This is a genomic window from uncultured Thiothrix sp., from assembly GCF_937873765.1.
In the GTDB taxonomy this organism is placed as follows: domain Bacteria; phylum Pseudomonadota; class Gammaproteobacteria; order Thiotrichales; family Thiotrichaceae; genus Thiolinea.
The window spans coordinates 1-15,984 of sequence record NZ_CALMZC010000044.1 but is presented as its reverse complement, the minus strand read 5'-3'; the positions used below and the strand labels follow the sequence as shown (position 1 = coordinate 15,984).

Here is a 15,984-nt window from a genome sequence, read left to right as displayed (position 1 = left end):
ATCATGTTAAGGAAAGGATTCCTCTCACTCGGCTGCATCTTAGGATTGAGTGTTTGGTCTATGGTTTATGCAGAGCAATCGGCTGATGAGCTAGCCGCGATGATCGAGTGGTGGGAGAACTACGGTCGCTATTGGAGTGAGTTAGACAACCCTGCTTCTAGTAATGACACGATGATGTTTTCTCTCTTAGAGGGTGAACGGGTTCCTCTCAAGGATGCCATTCAATGAATAAGACTATTGCTTCAGTGCAACTTTGGTTTTTGCGCTTGAGCTTCGGATTGTTAGCATATCATTTGTTTACACCTAGTTGGGCGGGCGATCTGAGCTGGGAGAGTTTAAGTTCCCAAGAGCAACAAGTTTTACAAGAGTATCAGTCACAGTGGCCAAGCTTTTCTACTGAAAAGCAAAGCTCTTTGAAACGCTGGGCAAGTTTACCAGCTAGCCAGCGAGAACAGATTCGTTCTCAATATACTCAATGGAATAATTTACCGCTAACCCGCCGTATTGCGCTACAGCGTAAACTAGAGCATTACCGCAGCTTACCTATAGCTAAGCGTGAAAAGATCAGGCAATGGCGTAACTGGATTAAGAGCTTGCCTATGTCAGAACAGCAAAAACTACGTGAGCAATGGTCTGGTCTGAGTAGCGCTGAGCGTAAGCGTTACATCCAAGATCTAGCTAAAACATATGGTGCCCCACCTTTATAAGCTCGCTAGTTTTTAGCCGTTTGTCGTCAAGACTGGTCTACTCTTCTACATTCCTCTTGGTTTATTGCCGTTATTAAAAAATAATCAGAGTTGGTTATTCGCTGAGCACTTTCCTTAATACTATTCATCCTACTTATAAAAAAATCATTTCTATAAAATTTACTGTTCACGGAAAGTATCATTTTATCTGTTGATTAGATTTTTTAAGAATAAAGCTGTACCTAAGCTATTTTTATATTTTCATCGAGGGTCACGGCCTAATTTGTCTAAGTAGACTGAGTTTGAGTGTTTTTCCGATAAAAGGTCAGCTATATTCAGCTTGCATTCAGATTAATTTTACAGCGATTTTTGAGGTTTTTAATAAAAAATCTTAAAAATCATAATCTTATATTTTTGTTAAGTTTTCGTTAAGGTCTTTAAATCTTGCAAGCTTTATGCTACTTTGCAAAAAAATAAATATGAAAGTTTAAGCTTAGTGTCGACTGAGGGAGTCAGAAAGTGCGTTAACAACGCCATACCTAGCTTGTTGGCCTGATACAACCCCACAGAGGAGTGATGCAATGCATAGCCTACAGACTCATTCAAACCCAGAGGAAGAAAACTTTGCTTTGGGTGAGGACGAAAGCATTGAGTTGGAAGAGCTTGATGAGTTGACCGATGAGTCAGAAGATTTGCTAAGTATCGATAGTTCCGATGTACTAGCTGATCCTGTCTCAGAACGCGCTAGTCAATCAGTCGAACGTGATGCTGCTCAACTATATTTACGTGAAATTGAATTTTCACCTTTGTTAACTCCTGAAGAAGAAATTTACTATGGTCGTCTTGCACGTGCGGGTGATGAACTAGGCCGGAAAAAAATGATCACCTGCAATTTACGCCTAGTCGTGAAAATTGCCCGCCGCTATTTAGGTCGTGGTTTGCCACTCACCGATTTGATTGAAGAGGGTAATCTAGGTTTGATCCATGCGGTCGAAAAGTTTGATCCTGAACGTGGCTTCCGTTTTTCTACGTACGCGACTTGGTGGATTCGGCAAAATATTGAACGTGCCTTAATGAATCAAACGCGCACGATTCGCTTGCCGATTCATGTGAATAAAGAGCTGAATGCTTATATGCGCAAATTGCGCGAAATGACCCAGCAATTAGGTCGGGAGCCAACTTTGCCAGAAATGGCCGAAGCTCTAGGACGTCCGATTGATAGCTTGCGTAAGCTGTTGAGTTTTAATGAGCATGTTTCATCCTTAGATACCCCCGTTGGTAAAGACGGCGATAGTCCCTTAGTGGATTTCGTTCCGATGGAAGAAGAGCGCGAGCCAGCTGCAGTTTTAGAGGATGAAGATATCAGTCATTCCGTTGAAAACTGGCTGAATCAGTTAGATGTGAAGCAAAAAGATGTGATCGTGCGTCGTTTCGGTTTACATGGTTATGAGCGTTCTACCTTAGAGCAAGTAGGCGAGGAACTAGGTTTAACCCGTGAGCGTGTACGGCAAATTCAGATGGATGCTTTAAAGCGCTTGCGCCGTATTTTAGAAAATAAAGGTTTATCTGGCGAAAGCTTATTAGGTATCTAGCAACTTATAGCCTCAGAATGCCCTGTTTTTATGGAAATAGGGCGGCGGCTACAGTACGGTCTTCAGCTAATAATATCGTGTAAGTTCGGCAAGCTGCATCAGTCGTCATCAATTCAAATCCAATCCCATGCTCCACTAAGGCTCGATAAATAGCCGGAGTCGGTAAACTCGCACTACCCCCACAGCCGATTAAAATGACCTCAGGTTTTAACGCAAATAAAGGACTGAGCTGTTCGGGATTTAGTTGCTCAAAGCTTACTGCTGTCCAGTCAGTTATTAACGTTTGCCCGCTCACAATAAAAGGCTGGGTCAGACGCTGATTTTGGATTTGTATCCAACCACTTTCATAGGCCTGAATCAGATAGGTGGCTTGGGGTTGATCTTCGCTAAACTGCATGGATGGCTCCGTGGTGGCAGCATTGACAGAACTGTATCGTCGATTGTAATGTGACCGGCTGCAAATGGCCCCAGTGATGGGTAGTATTCATAGACGAGTTTCATATCGTGCAAGACGATTTTCAACGTATAAACCGCTTACCCACTTACGTATTCAAGATTACCGATGCCTTGAAGCGCGAAGCGCGTGCACGTGGTGAGGATATTATTGATTTTGGCATGGGAAATCCAGATCAGCCAACACCTAAGCATATCGTCGATAAATTAGTGGAAAGCGCCCAGCGCCCTGATACACATCGCTACTCCATGTCACGCGGTGTGCCTCGCTTACGCAAAGCGATTAGCAACTGGTATAAGCGCCGCTTTGATGTGGATATTGATCCTGAAACAGAAGCCATTGTTACCATTGGCTCAAAGGAAGGTCTGGCCCATCTAGCCTTAGCGACGTTAAGCCGGGGTGATACCGTGTTAGTGCCTAATCCAGCCTATCCCATTCATCCTTATGGCAGCATTATTGCGGATGCGGATATTCGTCATGTGCCGATGATTGCTGGCGTGGATTTCTTTGCTGAATTAGAGGCCGCTATCAAAAATTCATGGCCGAAGCCTAAAATGCTCATTATTAACTTCCCCGGCAATCCAACAGGGCAGTGTGTGGAGCTAGATTTCTTTGAGCGCGTGATTGCAATTGCCAAAGAACACGATATTTGGGTGATTCATGATATTGCTTACGGTGAGATTTGCTTTGATGGTTATAAAGCGCCGTCGATTTTGCAAATTCCGGGTGCTAAAGATATAGCGGTTGAATTCTACTCGCTCTCTAAAACCTACAATATGCCGGGATGGCGAGTTGGTTTTATGTGTGGGAATCCGACCTTGGTCAAAGCGCTGGAGCGTATGAAGTCTTATTTAGACTATGGCATGTTCGCACCGATCCAAATTGCGGCCATTGCGGCTTTAGATGGCCCGCAGGATTGCGTGGAAGAAATTCGTAGCATGTATGAGGTGCGTCGCAATGTGTTGTGTGACGGTTTGAATGCAGCGGGTTGGTCAGTCGAACGCCCGAAGGCGAGTATGTTCGTGTGGGCAAAAATTCCGGAGCGCTATCAAGCCATGGGTTCTTTAGAGTTTGCGAAGAAACTCTTGAAAGATGCGCGAGTGGCGGTATCCCCAGGGATTGGTTTTGGTCAATATGGCGATGATCACGTGCGCTTTAGCTTGATTGAAAATGAGCATCGCACCCGCCAAGCAATTCGTGGGATAAAACAAATGTTCCGTCAGGACGAGTTAAGCAGTCCGGCGCAATCATAAGTAAAAATTAGATTTAAGGAGTACACATGAAACCTGTCAAGGTGGGTTTGTTAGGACTGGGCACCGTCGGTGGTGGTACTGCAACGGTTTTATCACGTAATGCTGAGGAGATTGCCCGCCGTGCCGGGCGCGGTATCGTGATTGACTATGCGGCTGCTCTCGATACCAGTCACGCCGCCCAGCTCGGCTTATCGGGTGTGCGTCTCAGTAATAATGCGATGGACGTGGTGGAAGATCCGGATATTGAAATTGTGGTGGAGTTAATCGGCGGCTATAACTTAGCCAAAGATTTGGTCTTACAAGCGATTCAAAATGGTAAGCATGTGGTCACTGCAAACAAAGCACTGATTGCTCTGCACGGTAACGAAATTTTTGCCGCTGCGCAGAAACAAGGTGTGATGGTTGCTTTTGAAGCGGCTGTTGCAGGCGGTATTCCGGTAATTAAAGCCGTGCGTGAGGGCTTGGCTGCAAACCGGATTGAATGGCTAGCAGGCATTATCAATGGCACTAGCAATTTCATCTTGACCGAAATGCGCGACAAAGGCCGCAGTTTTGTGGATGTGTTAGCCGAGGCTCAAGATTTAGGTTATGCCGAAGCTGACCCCACTTTTGATGTGGAAGGTGTGGATGCAGCGCATAAGCTCACGATTCTATCTTCAATTGCTTTTGGTGTGCCTTTACAGTTCAGTGAAACGTATGTGGAGGGGATTTCCAAAATCACTCTAGAAGACGTGAGCTATGCAGCGGATTTAGGTTATCGGATTAAGTTACTGGGCATTGCACGTCGGACTGAACAAGGGATTGAGCAGCGCGTACACCCGACCTTGATTCCACGTAAGCAACTGATTGCTAGTGTTGATGGGGTAATGAACTGTGTGATGGTGCAAGGCGATGCGGTTGGTTCCACCTTGTATTATGGGCGTGGTGCGGGTGCTGAGCCAACCGGCTCTGCCGTGGTAGCCGACATTATTGATGTCGTGCGCGCCATGACTTCCGATCCGAATAATCGTGTGCCGCATTTAGCCTTCCAAGCTAGTACTTTGGCCGATACGCCCATCCTGCCGATCACGGAAGTGGAAACAGCCTTCTATTTGCGGATGCGGGCAGTCGATAAACCGGGTGTGTTAGCCGATGTGACGCGCATTTTGGGGGATCGCTCTATAAGTATTGAAGCCTTCTTGCAGAAAGAGCCTACCAAAGCCGGTTCAGAAGTTGACATCATTATGCTGACGCAACGCGTACGCCAAGGCAATATGAGTGAGGCGATTGCCGCTATTGAGCAACTCGATAGTATTTGCGGTGCAGTCACTAGCTTGCGTGTAGAAGCCCTGAATTAATCCTAAATTAAAGCCATGAAAATTCTCTACTCCTCTCAGCTCTTGAGAGGAGTTACAAGGTTCAAGTTATGAAATACATCTCGACTCGCGGTCAGTCGCCCGCTCAATCTTTTAGTGAAATTCTACTCGGTGGTTTGGCACCCGATGGTGGCTTATATTTGCCTGAAAGCTACCCACAGCTTACCGATGCTGATTTAACAGCTATGCGAGCGATGAATTATCGCGAATTAGCCTTTGCAGTGTTGTCACGCTTTGCGACCGATATTCCGGCGGCAGATTTAAAAGCGCTGATTGACAAAACTTACACCTCAACAGTGTATTGTAATGTGCGTGAAGGTGAAAATCCTGAAGATATTACGCCGCTGCATACTTTAGAGCCGAATCTGCATCTCCTTTGTTTATCCAATGGGCCAACGCTCGCCTTTAAAGATATGGCGATGCAGCTTTTGGGTAATCTATTTGAATATGTCTTAGCGAAAGCCGGGCAGGGAATTAATATTCTCGGTGCGACTTCAGGCGATACAGGTTCTTCGGCCGAGTATGCGATGCGTGGTAAAAAAGGTGTGAATGTATTTATGCTTTCGCCCCACGGTAAAATGAGTCGCTTTCAAACTGCTCAAATGTTTAGCCTGCAAGACTCAAATATTCACAATATTGCGATTAAAGGCGTGTTTGATGATTGCCAAGATATTGTTAAAGCTGTCTCGAATGATCATACGTTTAAAGCCAATTATAAAATTGGTGCAGTAAATTCGATTAACTGGGGGCGAATTGCCGCTCAGGTGGTTTATTACTTTAAGGGTTATTTTGCAGCGACTAGCTCTAATGAGCAGCGGGTTAGTTTCTCAGTGCCTTCAGGGAATTTTGGCAATGTGTGCGCCGGGCATATTGCACGCATGATGGGTTTACCCATTAAGCATTTAATTGTGGCTACCAATGAAAATGATGTATTGGACGAGTTTTTCAAAACGGGTGTTTATCGTCCACGGGGTGCAGCGAATACTTATCATACCAGTAGCCCTTCGATGGATATTTCCAAGGCTTCCAATTTCGAGCGCTTTATTTACGATTTAGCCAGGCAAGATAGTGCGAAGCTGCGTGAATTATGGGCAAAAGTCGATCAGGGTGGAGCTTTCGATTTAGCAGGACAAGGCTTATTCAAGGATGTAGAGAAATTCGGTTTCCAATCAGGCGCGAGCAGCCACATGCATCGGATTGAAATGATCCGTAAGATTTGGCAGCAATACGGTCTAATGATTGATACACATACCGCAGATGGTTTAAAAGTCGCGCTTGAATTACGCGAAACGGATGTACCGATGTTGGTCTTGGAAACCGCGTTACCGGCGAAGTTTGAAGAATCTATTCAAGAAGCTTTAGGCCAAACTCCTGTGCGTCCGCAAGGGATGGAGCAGTTAGAGGCTTTACCGCAGCGGTTTGTAGTGATGGAGGCTGATGTGGAAGCGGTGAAAGGCTTTATTCAAACTCATCTCTAAACGTTGATGCATGACAAACAGGCTTCTGCTGCCAATTTTGAGCAGCATGAAGCATTGGCGATTAATGAAGTGCAGCTTCTTCTAGCTGAGAAGCGTACCAGCTTGTCGATTTTGCGCACGGGTTTGGCGGTGCTCGTATTGCCTATGAGCGTGACGAGCTTTCTAATCGCCACCTCTAGCTATTATCAATGGCTGAATGTTTGGCAGTTTATGCTGCCTTTAATGTTATTGAATCTTTTATTAGTGGGCTTAGGTGCTTATTTGATTCTGCATTCGATTAGAAAAATGTTGCATTATGATCATCTGATTCACCAACTCTGTTTAGAGCATCCTGTGCTGAAGCATTTATTAAATCCGACTCGATAGGAGCTGCAAGATGAGCTTAGCAAAAACAGTTTTTCAATCACCTATTCATATTACAGCTTTTGGCTTTGGGAGTGGTTTAGCACCCTTTGCCCCCGGAACTTTCGGTACTTTGGCCGCGATTCCCTTGTATTTGATTTTGTCACTATTCCCATTGTGGCTTTATTTTGTGGTTATTGTGATTGCAGCCGTAGTTGGTATTTGGATTTGTGGGGAGTCAGCAAAAAAGCTCGGTGTACATGATCATGAAGGCATTGTGTGGGATGAATTTGTCGGCTTCTGGATTACCATGTTTGCCGCACCGAGTGGTTTAATCTGGTTAATAGCAGGTTTTGTGATTTTTCGGATTTTTGATATTTGGAAGCCTTGGCCGATTTATATAGTTGATGACAAAGTACAGGGTGGCTTTGGGATTATGTTAGATGATTTGATGGCAGGGGTTTATGCACTGATCGTTATGCAGATTTTGGCGTTTTTCTTGGCTTAGTTTTAGCGGCTGATCGCTATTCAGTTGTATAAGCTAGCATAAATTAAACGTATTTGTAATTTTGTTACTAAACGGTAGCTTAAAAAACTATAAGTTAATACCCAATCACTTCCTTACCCCGCTATTCGGCTAGTATTTAAGCTGCTATTATTTTTAGCTTGAAAGACTCATTCATTCGAGCTGATTATGCAAATTCGCCCCATCGCCCATGTCCGTTTTGAGAATAATCGAGCTATTGAGCATTGGCTCGATGAGCATTTACGTGATGTAGCCCAGTTAGCGGCTGACTATGCTAGTATTTTTAATAGTGCTGAATGGGCTTATGTAACAGGGCTTTGGCATGATTTAGGTAAGTATAATCCTGAGTTTCAACATTATATCGGGGTGAAAAGTGGCTATAACCCTAACGCACATATAGAACAAGTAGGTAAAGTTAATCACTCTGCCGCTGGGGCTTTATATGCTGTCCAGAAGCATAAGACTTTAGGTTTGCCACTGGCCTATTTAATCGCAGGCCATCATGCCGGGTTACCGGATTGGCATAAAACCGATGAGGCAGACGGTCGTTCACTGGCTGAAATTCTGCAAGAGGTACAGCATTTAGAAAAGGCGCTTCAAGTCGAGATTCCCGCTGATATTCTCAAGGCAACTTTGCCTAAAACGCCACCTAAAGGCAAACCTGAAGAATGGGTGCTTTGGTTAAGAATGCTGTTCTCTAGTTTGGTAGATGCAGATTTTCTGGATACTGAGCGCTTTATGCAGCCAGAAAAGTTCGCTCAGCGTGGACAGTACCCTACATTGGCAAGTTTACGTGATGTGTTTAATCAGCACATGCAGAGCTTTGCAAACAGTGCGCCAAAAACGCCTGTCAATCAATTACGAGCACAGATTTTGCAGGATTGCCGAGTAGCAGCACAGCAACCTTCTCGTGTATTTTCCTTAACGGTTCCTACGGGTGGAGGCAAAACCTTATCGGGTATGGCTTTTGCTTTAGAGCACGCAGTCAAGTATGATAAAAAGCGTATTATTTACGCTATTCCCTACACCAGTATTATTGAACAAACTGCCAATATTTATCGTTCGATTTTGGGCGACTGTGTGATTGAGCATCATAGTAATTTAGACCCTAGCAAAGAGGACGCTTTAAGTCGTTTAGCGGCGGAGAATTGGGATGCTCCGGTTATTGTTACCACCAATGTTCAATTATTTGAATCGCTTTTTGCTAGTCGCACGAGTCGTTGTCGCAAGCTGCATAATTTAGCTAATAGCATCATTGTCTTAGATGAAGCGCAATTATTGCCGCCGGAGTTTTTGAATCCCATTTTGCAAGTGATGAAAAGTTTAGTGGAGCATTACGGTGTTACGTTTGTGCTGTCCACTGCTACGCAGCCCGCTTTACAGAGTCTTTATGACACTTTTAATAAACCGATTTTAAAGGGGTTTGAAGAGCATCAAGTCAGCGAAATTATTCCTGATTGTGCTCAGTTGTTTGCTGATTTAGAGCGGGTTGAAGTGAGTATTCCAGAGGATTTAAATGCTGAGCGCAGTTGGGAAAGTTTAGCAGAAGAAATCCTTGAACATGAAACTGTGTTAGTGATTGTTAATACTAAAAAACAAGCAGCAGAGTTGTGCCGTTTATTACCTGCTGAAACTTATTATCTTAGTACGAATTTATGTGGCGAACATCGTTCAGCAAAGCTTAAAGAGATTCGCGAAAACTTAAAGGCTAAGCAATCTTTGCGGGTGGTGAGTACCCAATTAATTGAGGCGGGGGTCGATGTAGATTTCCCTGTGGTTTATCGAGCGTTGGCCGGTTTAGATTCGATTGCTCAAGCAGCAGGACGCTGTAATCGAGAAGGTTTGCTAGCTGAAAAGGGTAGAGTTGTGGTGTTTGTGCCACCGGATAATCACAAGTTGCAAGGGCATTTAGGTTTATCCGCCTCAGTCAGTAAAAGTATCTTACCTCTATTCACAGAGTCAGCCTTACACCATACCCATTTCAAAACCTATTTTGAGCATTTTTATACTCAATCAAAGTCGCGCGATGAGCAGGATATTGAGAGCTTGTTGTGCAAAGACGCGCCTCAACTCAAAATTCAATTCCGCACAGCGGCACAGCGTTTTCGCTTCATCAAAGAAGAGGGCTATGCAGTCCTCGTCACTTACGGCGAAGGGGCAGGGTTGATTGAGCAACTGAAAAAGACCGGCCCTTATCGCGAATTGATGCGTCAGTTACAACGTTACACCGTGACGATTCATGAGCAAGATAAAAACCGTTTGGTAAAGTCCGGCGATATTCGTGAGCTTACGGCACTGACTGGGGTGTTTGAGTTGGTAACTGCTGGATTATATGACCAGAAGCTGGGCTTGATGAGTACTCCTTTGCAGCTAGCTCCAGATGATTTATTTTGGTGATTAAAAAAATGATGAGGATTGTCACTAAAATGCCCCAAAACCGATCTGTTTGTAGCGAAGTGCAAAAGATGCGGAGTTCTTTGATAATTTTTGAATAGTCCATTTTTAACTTCACTAAAGTTGTATTTAGTGATATGGTAATCTGATTACACATTTGTAGCAGCAAATGGTATGTAAAACTTGCTAAAGTAGCAAGAGGATTGAAACACGAAAGTTGTACTTCGTTGATTTTGGTAGTCGTGGGCAGGGTATTGCTATCTTGCCCACCTTTAAATTTTAAAGGGGGGTGCTGATGGGTGAATGCTTTTGTTTAGAGGTGTCCGGCGACTTTGCCTGTTTCACCCGTCCTGAAATGAAGGTCGAGCGCGTCTCTTACGATGTGATTACACCGTCAGCAGCGCGTGCCGTGTTTGAGGCGATTTTGTGGAAGCCTGCGATTCGTTGGCATATTCGGCAGATTGAGGTGTTGCAGCCCATTCGTTGGATGAACTTACGCCGTAATGAAGTGGCTAGCGTTGTGCCGACAGGTTCAGTGAAGTCGACGATGAAGCAGGGTACGGGGCAATTAGGTTTGTATATTGAAGAGGAGCGTCAGCAACGAGCAAGTTTATTCTTGCGTGATGTGCGTTATCGCTTACGCGCTGATTTTGAATTGCTTAGCGAAGATACCGATAACACGATCATCAAATTTGCCGAAATGTTTAAGCGTCGAGCCAGTAAAGGACAATGCTTTAATCAACCTTACTTGGGGACACGTGAGTTTTCTTGTGATTTTAGTTTGATTGAAAATGGTGAAGCACCTGTTATAGCTAAAGAGCTACTAGGTAGGCGTGAGCTAGGTTGGATGTTGTATGACATGGATTTCACCGACCCTGAGAATCCAATGCCTCGTTTTTTTCAGGCAACCATGAATAATGGAGTGATTCAAGTGCCTGCATGGAATAGTGAGGAGGTACGCGGATGATTTTGCAAGCGCTTTATAAGTATTACCATCGCAAAGCCCAAGACCCTGAATCAGCCTTAGCGCCTGCTGGTTTTGAGTACAAGGAAATCCCGTTTATTTTAGAGTTGCGTGAGGATGGTACGTTAAACCAGATTGAAGACACTCGTTATATTGAGAATAAGAAAAAACGTGCTAAATCAGAGCGCGTGCCACAAGGTGTAAAGAAAACCTCAGGTGTAGCAGCTAACTTGCTTTGGGACAATGCTGAGTATGTGTTGGGCTTAGATACCAAAGGCAAACCTGAGCGTGTTAAAGAACAACAAGTTGCCTTCTTGGAAAAAATACGGGCTTTAAATTTAGCGGATACAGATAAAGGCATTGCAGCGGTTATTTATTTTTTAGAGTCGCTTGATTTAGCAATTATCCAGCAAAACCCATTGTGGGAAGAAATCGAAAAAACCAACCCTAATCTGACTTTTCGTTTACAAGGACAAACGCATTTAGTTTGCCAAAGTCGTCCTGTACAAGCTGCTATTGCTAATGGTGATTATGCTGAAGCGGCTAAGGCTATTTGTTTAATTACTGGCGAAATTGCTGAGATTGAGCGCTTGCATCCTGCCATTAAAGGTGTATGGGGTGCACAAACAGCGGGTGCGAATATTATTTCTTTCAATCTTGATGCATTTCGTTCTTTTGGTAAGCAGCAAAGTTTTAATGCGCCTGTGAGCAAAGAAGCTGCGTTTGCTTATACCACGGCGTTGAATCACTTACTGGGTAAAGACTCTAAGCAACGTATGCAAGTAGGGGATGCATCTACTGTTTTTTGGGCGAGTAAACGGGATGGTTTAGAGGATAGTTTTGCAGCCATTTGGGGCGCTAGTTCAAGCAAAGATGACCCCGATCGTAATACGCAAGCTGTGAAATCTGTTTATGAGGCGGTAGAAAAACATGGGCGCAGTCCAGCTCTAGACGAGCAAACTGTTTTTTATGTTCTGGGTTTAGCGCCTAATGCGGCGCGTATTAGTGTCAGGTTCTGGTATATGGCGACAGTACGTGAGATTAGCCAACGTATTGTGCAACATTTTAACGATTTGGAAATTGAACGCAGTGCTTGGCAGGAGCCTTATTTGCCATTATGGAAGCTATTAAAATCCATTGCGCTGTTAGGCAAAACTGAAAATATTCCACCAGAGTTAGCAGGCGAGGTCATGCGTAGAATTCTTGCAGGCTTGCCTTATCCAGAAACTTTATTAGCGTCCGCTATTCGGCGGAATCATGCTGAACAGAACGTAACTTATGAGCGGGCAGCGATCATTAAAGCCTGTTTAAATCGCAACTATGGAGAGGGTCTTGATGTGAAACTAGATACTGATAATACCCATATTGGTTATCGGTTGGGGCGCTTATTTGCCATTTTAGAAAAGTTACAAGCAGAGGCTCATGACCGAAAGTTGAGTGCTGATGTTGCAGATAAGTATTATAGCTCTGCCTCAACTAATCCAATTAATGCTTTTCCAGTTTTAATTAAGCTTCATAAGCATCATTTAAATAAGCTTAGAAAGCAGAAGTTTGGGCGTGCTGTACAGTTTGATCAATGGCTGGGCGAGTTATTTGCTGGCTTAAATGCACCTTCAAGTGGACAGAATTCGATTTATCCCAAAACCCTGTCACTAGCGGAACAGGGTAACTTTTCAGTGGGATATTACCATCAGCGTCAGTTTTTCTTTACCAAAGATGATGAAAACGTCACCTCAAATACAAAGAATCAAGGAGATACAGAATGAGCCTCAACCATCGTTATGACTTTGTTTTATTATTTGATGTGAAAGACGGTAATCCGAATGGTGATCCTGATGCGGGTAATTTGCCTCGTGTAGATGCAGAAACAGGGCAAGGTTTAGTCACCGATGTCAGTTTAAAACGCAAAGTGCGCAATTTTGTTGGTTTACTACATGGTGAACAAGCACCTTATGAAATTTATGTGAAAGAAAAGGCTATTTTAAATAAGCAACATGAGCGTGCGTATCAAGCAATTCCGGGAGGCGCTGAGCTATTAGAAGATCCTAAAGATGAAGCGAAAGAGGGTGGAAAAGATAAAAAAGAAGCTGCTAAAAAGCGCAAAGGTGGCGATAAAGTGGAAGAGGCACGTCAATGGATGTGTCAGAATTTTTACGATGTACGTACTTTTGGCGCAGTCATGTCAACGGGTGTCAACTGTGGTCAAGTGAGAGGGCCGGTGCAACTTACCTTTGCACGCTCCATTGATCCAGTCATTGCTAGCGAGCATTCGATCACTCGTATGGCCGTTGCGACTGAGAAAGAAGCCGAAAATCAAGGGGGCGATAATCGCACCATGGGGCGTAAATTTACCGTTCCGTATGGTTTGTATATGGCACATGGCTTTGTTTCTGCACATCTGGCGGAGCAAACTAAATTTTCTGAAGCTGATTTAGAGTTGTTATGGCAATCGCTAGAGCAAATGTTTGAGCATGACCGTTCCGCTGCACGTGGGCAAATGGCAACGCGTGGTTTATATGTATTTAAGCATGAAGGCAAATTAGGGAATGCACCCGCGTATAGTTTGTTTGAGCGGATTAAAGCTGAAAAGCAAACCGAAGTGCCACGTAGCTTTGCAGATTATCAGGTCTCTGTGGATGAGTTTAACCTACCCAATGGCGTGCAGTTGCTTAGAAAAGTAGGGTAAATGCATGCAATGCCAGTCCTATGCTTTCAGTAGCCATGCTATCAAGCGCATGTTTGAGCGCGGCTTAAGTCGTGATGAGGTTGTAACAGCTATTGAGCAAGGTCAGGTCATCAAAGAATCCAGCCGATCAACCTTATCCTAGTTGTTTGATTTTGTGGTTTTTGCACGCTACTCCTATTCATGTGGTAGTAGCACGTAATGAGATGGATTTAGCCTGCTATATTGTTACAGCGTATGTGCCTTCAGAGGCCATTTGGCAAGCAGGTTTTAAGGAGAAAAAAGCGTGAACGGCGTCATTTGTAAACTAGGCGAGACCCGTGAGGGACGCGTTACGGTGGCTTTAACGCGTGGAGAATTAACGGTGGTTATTAAGGATGTACCAGCACAAATTTGTGAGAATTGTGGTGAGTATTATTTAGCGGATGCGATTGCTAATCAGGTTTTAAAATTAGCTGAATTAGCAGCCTCACGCAATGCTGAACTTGAAATTTTGCGATTTGCAGCATGACCGAACCACAGCTCCCCATCATGCTCTCCGCCCTGCAACACTACAGTTATTGCCCGCGTCAGTGTGCGCTGATTCATCAAGAGCAAACCTTTGAGGATAACGTGTTTACGATTCGTGGGCACTTGGCACATGAGCGGGTCGATAGTGGTGAGAGTGGCATGGAATATGGCGTGCGAGTTGAGCGGGCTTTGCCCTTATTTAGCGAGCGTTATGGCTTAGTAGGTAAGGCGGATGTGGTGGAGTTCCTAGACGATGGTACGCCTTATCCAATTGAGTATAAGCAGGGTAAACGCCAGCAAAAATTGCATGATGAGGTGCAGTTAGCTGCCCAAGCGTTATGCCTTGAGGAAATGACCGGTAAAGCCGTTCCAGAGGGCGCGATTTTTCATCATAAAACACGGCGACGGCGCGTGGTGGTGATTGATCAGGCTTTGCGTGAGCATACGCTTCAGTTGGTTAAGCAGGTTAGAAACTTGCTGGATTTAGGCCTGTTACCTGCTCCAGTAGCGGATCGTACTTTGTGTCAAGCCTGTTCTTTGGCTGAGGTGTGTCAGCCGGAGTTGGTCGGACAACAACAGCGTATTCAACGCTTGCAAACACAGTTATTTGAGGTGGAGGACGATTAATGCGCCAGTTATTGAATACTTTGTATTTATCGACCGAAGGCACGTATGCGCATTTGGAGGGTGAGACTTTAGTCGTCAAAGTAGGGGATGCTAAACGTGGACAAATACCGATGCATCATTTAGGCGCGATTGTGTGTTTAGGACGTGTGAGTTTGAGTCCGCAATTGATGGCGCGTTGTATGGCGGATGGGCGCAGTATTGTTTGGCTGAATGAGAATGGGCGTTTTCAAGCACGGGTTGAAGGCGAGGTGGGCGGTAATATTTTATTACGCCAAGCGCAGTTTCGAGCTGCTGATAAGCCTGAGATTGCCTTGCAACTAAGTAAAGCGTTTATTGCGGGTAAGCTGAAAAATTCGCGTAATGTCTTAATGCGTAGTGCTAGGGATAGCAAAGATGAAGCCGAAAAGGCACAGTTGGCAAAAGCTGCGAAAGCCTTGGCTGTGAATTTGCGTAATGTGCAGCAGGCGGATTCGCCCGCTTCAGTATTGGGGTTAGAGGGGGATGCAGCACGGGTTTATTTTGAGCAATTCAATACGATGATTAAACCGTCGATGCGTAGTGAATTTGAGTATCAAGGTCGCAGTCGTAGACCGCCGAAAGATGCCGTCAATGCTCTGATTTCTTTTATTTACGCCTTATTGTTATCAGATTGTCGGAGTGCCTTGGAAACAGTGGGTTTAGATCCACAATTGGGGTTTTTCCATGTAGTGCGTCCTGGTCGTCCGGCTTTAGCTTTGGATTTATTAGAGGAGTTTCGGGCAGTGCTGGGTGATCGCTTGGCACTAACCTTAATTAATCGTGGGCAGGTACAACAGAAGGATTTTGATTTCCGCACCGGTGGTGCGGTGTATTTGAGTGAGAGTGGGCGTAAAGCAGTGGTGGTGGCGTATCAAGAGCGTAAAAAGGAAACCTTGCAGCATCCTGTCTTAGAAACACAGGTAGAAATTGGTTTGTTGCCGCTATTACAAGCACGATTATTGGCGCGGTATCTGCGTGGGGATGTGCCGCATTACATCCCGTTCTTTAACAAATGAGTTAACCCCCTCCCCAACCCTCCCCTTATCAAGCATAAGTATCTACACAAATTGTCGGACGGTTTTTTTCAGGCCGTCCAATTGTT

The 15,984-nt window shown here is 44.6% G+C and carries 16 protein-coding genes and 1 pseudogene; 16 read left to right on the top strand and 1 reads right to left on the bottom strand.

The genetic code is table 11. The annotated features are described in order from the left end of the window. Positions 1–3 precede the first annotated feature (3 nt). The 3 genes from Q0307_RS13330 (at position 4) to rpoS (ending at position 2,278) form a co-directional block, all read left to right on the top strand. Positions 4–228 carry a hypothetical protein gene (locus tag Q0307_RS13330; protein ID WP_298661281.1) on the top strand — a complete coding sequence of 75 codons (225 nt, stop codon included), beginning with the start codon at positions 4–6 and terminating at the stop codon, positions 226–228. After that, on the top strand, positions 225–707 hold the full coding sequence (locus Q0307_RS13325; RefSeq protein ID WP_298661280.1) for a DUF3106 domain-containing protein: 483 nt from the start codon (positions 225–227) through the stop codon (positions 705–707). Before Q0307_RS13330 ends, Q0307_RS13325 begins: the two co-directional genes overlap by 4 nt. A 560-nt stretch (positions 708–1,267) precedes the next feature. Then, on the top strand, positions 1,268–2,278 hold the full coding sequence (rpoS, locus tag Q0307_RS13320) for an RNA polymerase sigma factor RpoS (protein ID WP_298661279.1): 1,011 nt from the start codon (positions 1,268–1,270) through the stop codon (positions 2,276–2,278). 28 nt (positions 2,279–2,306) lie between these two features. Here rpoS and Q0307_RS13315 read toward each other — a convergent pair whose 3' ends face one another. Next, positions 2,307–2,675: an Mth938-like domain-containing protein gene (locus Q0307_RS13315; RefSeq protein ID WP_298661278.1), complete on the bottom strand. Its 369-nt coding sequence runs from the start codon at positions 2,673–2,675 to the stop codon at positions 2,307–2,309. Between the two features lie 107 nt (positions 2,676–2,782). On the opposite strand from Q0307_RS13315, the gene alaC reads away from it, so the two are divergent. From alaC to cas1c, 13 genes and pseudogenes are all read left to right on the top strand, one after another. Then, positions 2,783–3,985: an alanine transaminase gene (gene alaC / locus Q0307_RS13310; RefSeq protein ID WP_298661276.1), complete on the top strand. Its 1,203-nt coding sequence runs from the start codon at positions 2,783–2,785 to the stop codon at positions 3,983–3,985. A gap of 26 nt (positions 3,986–4,011) precedes the next feature. Beyond that, positions 4,012–5,322, top strand: a complete 1,311-nt coding sequence (locus Q0307_RS13305; RefSeq protein WP_298661275.1) for a homoserine dehydrogenase — start codon at positions 4,012–4,014, stop codon at positions 5,320–5,322. A 68-nt stretch (positions 5,323–5,390) separates the two neighbouring features. Further along, complete coding sequence (gene thrC / locus Q0307_RS13300) at positions 5,391–6,818, top strand: threonine synthase (RefSeq protein ID WP_298661274.1); 1,428 nt, start codon at positions 5,391–5,393, stop codon at positions 6,816–6,818. 6 nt (positions 6,819–6,824) lie between these two features. Further along, entirely contained in the window at positions 6,825–7,184 is a 360-nt protein-coding gene (locus Q0307_RS13295; RefSeq protein WP_298661273.1) for a hypothetical protein, read from the top strand. A gap of 10 nt (positions 7,185–7,194) precedes the next feature. After that, complete coding sequence (locus Q0307_RS13290) at positions 7,195–7,668, top strand: phosphatidylglycerophosphatase A (protein WP_298661272.1); 474 nt, start codon at positions 7,195–7,197, stop codon at positions 7,666–7,668. Positions 7,669–7,854: 186 nt separating this feature from the next. Then, positions 7,855–10,083, top strand: coding sequence for a CRISPR-associated helicase Cas3' (gene cas3 / locus Q0307_RS13285; RefSeq protein WP_298661271.1), 2,229 nt, complete (start codon positions 7,855–7,857; stop codon positions 10,081–10,083). A gap of 292 nt (positions 10,084–10,375) precedes the next feature. Further along, positions 10,376–11,047: a type I-C CRISPR-associated protein Cas5c gene (gene cas5c, locus Q0307_RS13280; protein ID WP_298661270.1), complete on the top strand. Its 672-nt coding sequence runs from the start codon at positions 10,376–10,378 to the stop codon at positions 11,045–11,047. Next, a complete protein-coding gene (cas8c, locus tag Q0307_RS13275; RefSeq protein ID WP_298661269.1) occupies positions 11,044–12,810 on the top strand; it encodes a type I-C CRISPR-associated protein Cas8c/Csd1 in 1,767 nt (588 codons plus the stop codon). The genes cas5c and cas8c overlap by 4 nt, the downstream gene beginning before the upstream one ends. Further along, positions 12,807–13,730: a type I-C CRISPR-associated protein Cas7/Csd2 gene (gene cas7c, locus Q0307_RS13270; protein ID WP_298661268.1), complete on the top strand. Its 924-nt coding sequence runs from the start codon at positions 12,807–12,809 to the stop codon at positions 13,728–13,730. Before cas8c ends, cas7c begins: the two co-directional genes overlap by 4 nt. A 4-nt stretch (positions 13,731–13,734) precedes the next feature. Continuing rightward, a pseudogene (locus tag Q0307_RS19075) lies at positions 13,735–14,017 on the top strand (DUF4258 domain-containing protein). Continuing rightward, complete coding sequence (locus Q0307_RS13260; protein ID WP_298661266.1) at positions 14,014–14,238, top strand: type II toxin-antitoxin system MqsA family antitoxin; 225 nt, start codon at positions 14,014–14,016, stop codon at positions 14,236–14,238. The pseudogene Q0307_RS19075 and the gene Q0307_RS13260 overlap by 4 nt, the downstream one beginning before the upstream one ends. Next, the gene (gene cas4 / locus Q0307_RS13255) at positions 14,235–14,864 is read left to right on the top strand and encodes a CRISPR-associated protein Cas4 (protein ID WP_298661264.1); all 630 of its coding nucleotides are present in this window, start codon (positions 14,235–14,237) and stop codon (positions 14,862–14,864) included. Before Q0307_RS13260 ends, cas4 begins: the two co-directional genes overlap by 4 nt. Then, entirely contained in the window at positions 14,864–15,898 is a 1,035-nt protein-coding gene (gene cas1c / locus Q0307_RS13250) for a type I-C CRISPR-associated endonuclease Cas1c (protein ID WP_298661263.1), read from the top strand. Before cas4 ends, cas1c begins: the two co-directional genes overlap by 1 nt. Positions 15,899–15,984 lie beyond the last annotated feature (86 nt).